This is a genomic window from Streptococcus sp. 3167, assembly GCF_013277175.1.
Lineage (GTDB): Bacteria > Bacillota > Bacilli > Lactobacillales > Streptococcaceae > Streptococcus > Streptococcus pseudopneumoniae.
Genome location: NZ_VMML01000038.1, coordinates 1 through 4,026, shown reverse-complemented (window position 1 = coordinate 4,026; position 4,026 = coordinate 1). Strand labels below are relative to the sequence as shown.

General features: G+C 40.0%; 4 protein-coding genes and 2 pseudogenes. 4 read left to right on the top strand and 2 right to left on the bottom strand.

What is annotated here, in order from left to right; translation table 11 throughout:
- Positions 1 to 108: 108 nt before the first annotated feature.
- Complete coding sequence (locus HT678_RS06300; protein ID WP_001206380.1) at positions 109 to 450, bottom strand: metal-sulfur cluster assembly factor; 342 nt, start codon at positions 448 to 450, stop codon at positions 109 to 111.
- A 123-nt stretch (positions 451 to 573) separates the two neighbouring features.
- Here HT678_RS06300 and HT678_RS06295 point away from each other — a divergent pair.
- Positions 574 to 1,110, top strand: a pseudogene (locus tag HT678_RS06295) (Rgg/GadR/MutR family transcriptional regulator); the annotation flags it as partial.
- 378 nt (positions 1,111 to 1,488) lie between these two features.
- On the opposite strand, the gene HT678_RS06290 reads toward HT678_RS06295, so the two are convergent.
- Positions 1,489 to 2,025, bottom strand: coding sequence for a BioY family transporter (locus tag HT678_RS06290; protein WP_000750390.1), 537 nt, complete (start codon positions 2,023 to 2,025; stop codon positions 1,489 to 1,491).
- A 254-nt stretch (positions 2,026 to 2,279) separates the two neighbouring features.
- On the opposite strand from HT678_RS06290, the gene HT678_RS06285 reads away from it, so the two are divergent.
- The 3 genes and pseudogenes from HT678_RS06285 to HT678_RS06275 form a co-directional block, all read left to right on the top strand.
- Positions 2,280 to 3,011: a cyclase family protein gene (locus HT678_RS06285; protein WP_138702396.1), complete on the top strand. Its 732-nt coding sequence runs from the start codon at positions 2,280 to 2,282 to the stop codon at positions 3,009 to 3,011.
- 20 nt (positions 3,012 to 3,031) lie between these two features.
- Positions 3,032 to 3,169 carry a hypothetical protein gene (locus HT678_RS06280; protein WP_023933419.1) on the top strand — a complete coding sequence of 46 codons (138 nt, stop codon included), beginning with the start codon at positions 3,032 to 3,034 and terminating at the stop codon, positions 3,167 to 3,169.
- 174 nt (positions 3,170 to 3,343) lie between these two features.
- Positions 3,344 to 4,026, top strand: a pseudogene (locus tag HT678_RS06275) (IS1380-like element ISSpn5 family transposase); the annotation flags it as partial.

The window sequence follows — 4,026 nt, the reverse complement described above, 5'->3', positions numbered from 1 at the left end:
TGAGCAACCTGCGGCTAGTTTTCTAGTTTGCCCTTTGATTTTCATTGAGTATCAAAAAGCAAGCCATTTTCGGCTTGCTTTTTTCATCTTTAAAAGTGATTGGTCTGATTAACGAGGTGGTAGTCCAAGGGCAATACGGCCATAGCGACTGATTCGTGTGATTTTCCAAGCAGGCGACCAGGTAACTTCAACCTTGACATCTTCGATCCCCTCGATTTGTTTCAGACCTGCAACGATTTCAATAGGCAGGCTTTCGGCACAATCACAGGCGGTGTCAGTGAAGGTCATGACAATCTTGCAGAGACCTGTTTCGTCCAGATTGATTTCATAGATCAGCCCTAGATTGTAAACATCCAATTCCACATCTGTATCAAAAACCTTCTCTAGTTTTTCGATAATTTGATCTTGCAAGGCCAAAGCACGGTCATTGATTTTGATATCCTCTCTCATTACAGTCCCTCCACATGATAAATATCCCCTATTTTCTCATAACTCTGACAATTTGGCAAGCTTTTGATGAATTTTCTGAAAAATATGATAAAATGAAGAAAATACGGAATCAAGGGGAAGTCTATGGAGCAGATTGGAAAAGTCTTTAGACAATTACGAGAGTCAAGAAATATCTCACTGAGACAAGCAACCGGGGGACAATTTTCGCCGTCTATGTTGTCCCGCTTTGAAACAGGTCAGAGTGAGCTTTCGGTGGAAAAGTTTCTATTTGCCTTGGGAAATATATCTGCCAGTGTAGAGGAAATTCTCTTTCTGGCGAGAGGTTTTCAGTATGATACAGATTCTGAGTTGAGAAAAGAAATCATAGATGTCTTGGATCCAAAGAATATAGCTCCTCTTGAGGACTTGTATCGCAAGGAGTATCAAAAGCATGTCCATTCTCAAAACAAACAGAAACATATTTTAAATGCCATTATGATTAAGTCTTATATGAAGAGCATGGATGATACGGTAGAGTTAACGGCAGAGGAAGGGAAAGTCCTTCATGATTATTTGTTTTCTACCGAGATTTGGGGAATCTATGAACTCAATTTATTTTCAGTCAGTTCACAATTTCTATCTGCTTCTCTTTTCACTAGGTATGTTAGAGAGATGGTACGTAATACTTAATGAAAATCAAAAAGCAAACAAGGAAGATAGCCGAAGGCAGTACTGGCGTACGGCAAGGCGACGCTGACAAAGTTTAAAGAGATTTTCGAAGAGTATTAGCCCCAAACTTCATCCGCAATTTCCTGGATGAGGGCAATGGCTGATATCAATGTTAAGGAGCTTAGTTATCATGTTACTGAAAATGATGTAGCGATAACTTTTTAAACAATCGTGTATAAAAAGATTTCAATTTTTAAAACCTTAACTATTAAGCTATTCAAATCTATAATTGAATAAAAAAGCGAACAAAACAAAATTCTGATTACCAGAAAAATAGTTTTGTTCGTTTTTTTATATTTGGGGTCGGAATTTTGTTCCAGCCTCTTTTTATTATTGTTGAAAATAGCCTTGTCCTTTCAAACTTCTAAAAATAGGTTGGCTAAGTAGGGTGATGGTTACTAGTTTTCCAAGGTCAGGGAGTATAAATGGTAGGACACCGACTGTAGTAGCTTGTGCTAGAGGAATACCCGATAAGAGATGTAGTCCCAGGATGCCACCGACAAAAACAAGACTATCTCCTAGTAGATTGGCCAGAAAAATTTTAGGGGGACTGGTTTTGGGATGGGTCAGATAGGCGGTCACTCCGGCATAAAGCAAATCAAACCAGAGGTAGCCTGCACTTGGTCCGACCAGGACATGAAAACCAGCACTTCCCCCAGCAAAGACAGGAAGACCGATTCCACCCAAAAGGAGGTAGAGGCCTACAGATAGAAGAGCTTCACGAGGACGAAAGATAGTAGCAATTAGCCCAATCGCTAAATTTTGCAATGTGAAGGGAACAGGACCAAGGGGAAGGGTAATCTGAGCCAGCACAGCAATCAAGGCAGCCCCGATAGCTGGAAGAACTAAGGTGTATGATTTTTTCAAGATTGTCAACCTCTTTTTGTTTTTATGGTAATTATTATAATGGATTTTGACAGATTGTCAACTTTATTTTTAAACATAGGTAACAAATAGTGTGGCAGTCGAAAGGTATAGTTTAAAACTATATATACCTCAAGAAAAGAGTAATGCGATATAATCGATAAATGCTTGTTTAGGGAATTCTTTGCTGGTATAATAGAAGCATCTATTACAACTGATATAGTTTGAAACTATGTTTCTATCAAGGAGGTTCTGTCATGTCTGATTTATTATCGCTTTATGAAACGTTAAAATCAAAGAAATGGGTCAATCTAAGCCATCGTATTGATGAAAATAGCCCGCATTTCCCAGCTCTTCCAGCCTTGGAAAAGAAGGATTTATTCACTTTGAAGGATGGATTCCATGTGCAACAGTTTTCTGTGGTTGGTCAGTACGGTACCCACATTGATGCTCCGATTCACTTTGTTGAAGGTGGTCGTTGGTTGGAGGAGATTGACCTCAAGGACTTGCTTTTGCCTCTTTTTGTTATCGATAAGTCGGCAGCAGTAGCTGAAAATCCAAACTATATTTTGACGAAGCAAGATATCTTGGACTTTGAAGCGGAACATGGACAAATCCTGCCAGAGTCTTTTGTAGCTTTTCGGACAGACTGGTCCAAACGTTGGCCTGATCAAGATGCTATGCGTAATCTTGATGAAAATGGGGTGCAACAGAGTCCTGGATGGAGCCGAGAAGCCTTAGAATTTTTGATTCATGAACGTCAGGTCAAGGCCGTCGGTCATGAGACTTTTGACACTGATGCAGGCATTCCTGCTGCTGAGCATGGGCTTCTCAATGAATACTATCTCTTGGAGCAGGATATTTATCAGGTAGAAGTATTAGCCAACCTAAATCAAGTGCCTGCTGCAAGTGCCCTGATTAGTATCAGTTTCCCTAACTGGAATCAAGCGACTGGTTCGCCTGTTCGTGCTTTAGCAATTTTACCTTAGAAATAGAATTGGAGAAAAAGATGACACATACACACGCACCTTTCCGAGTAGATCATGTTGGTTCCTTCCTTCGTCCAAAAGCGCTTGTTCAAGCGCGTGAAGCCTTCGCAGCTGGTGATATCAGCCAAATTGAGTATGAATATGATTTGAGTGAATAGTAAGTTAAACCCCAATTATTCACCCCTAATCTAAAAACCCTCCAGAATCCTTGCCTTAGCTTAGATCCTGGATGGTTTCTTTTTTCACCCAATGGGTGTTTTTTACTAGACAAAAAAGAGTTTCCCCTTTATGGTATAAGTGTAGAAAAAAACACAAAAAGAAAGGAAACTCACATGAACAGTTTACCAAATCATCACTTCCAAAACAAGTCTTTTTACCAACTATCTTTCGATGGAGGTCATTTAACCCAGTATGGTGGTCTTATCTTTTTTCAGGAACTTTTTTCCCAGTTGAAACTAAAAGAGCGGATTTCTAAGTATTTAGTAACGAATGACCAACGCCGCTACTGTCGTTATTCGGATTCAGATATTCTTGTCCAGTTCCTCTTTCAACTGTTAACAGGCTATGGAACGGACTATGCTTGTAAAGAATTGTCAGCTGATGCCTACTTTCCAAAATTGTTGGAAGGAGGGCAGCTTGCTTCACAGCCAACCTTATCCCGTTTTCTTTCCAGAACTGACGAGGAAACAGTCCATAGTTTGCGATGCCTCAACCTTGAATTGGTCGAATTCTTTTTACAGTTTCACCAGCTAAACCAACTCATTGTAGATATCGATTCTACCCATTTCACAACTTATGGCAAGCAAGAAGGTGTTGCTTATAACGCCCACTATCGTGCTCATGGCTATCATCCTCTTTATGCTTTCGAGGGGAAGACAGGTTATTGTTTCAATGCCCAGCTTCGTCCTGGTAATCGTTATTGTTCTGAAGAGGCAGACAGTTTTATCACACCTGTTTTAGAACGGTTTAATCAACTTCTCTTTCGAATGGATAGTAGCTTTGCGACCCCAAAATT

What these genes read in the sequence shown, in the direction of transcription:
- HT678_RS06300 (WP_001206380.1), bottom strand. Translation starts at nt 450, where the DNA reads ATGAGAGAGGATATCAAAATCAATGACCGTGCTTTGGCCTTGCAAGAT.
- HT678_RS06285 (WP_138702396.1), top strand. Translation starts at nt 2,280, where the DNA reads ATGTCTGATTTATTATCGCTTTATGAAACGTTAAAATCAAAGAAATGG.
- HT678_RS06280 (WP_023933419.1), top strand. Translation starts at nt 3,032, where the DNA reads ATGACACATACACACGCACCTTTCCGAGTAGATCATGTTGGTTCCTTC.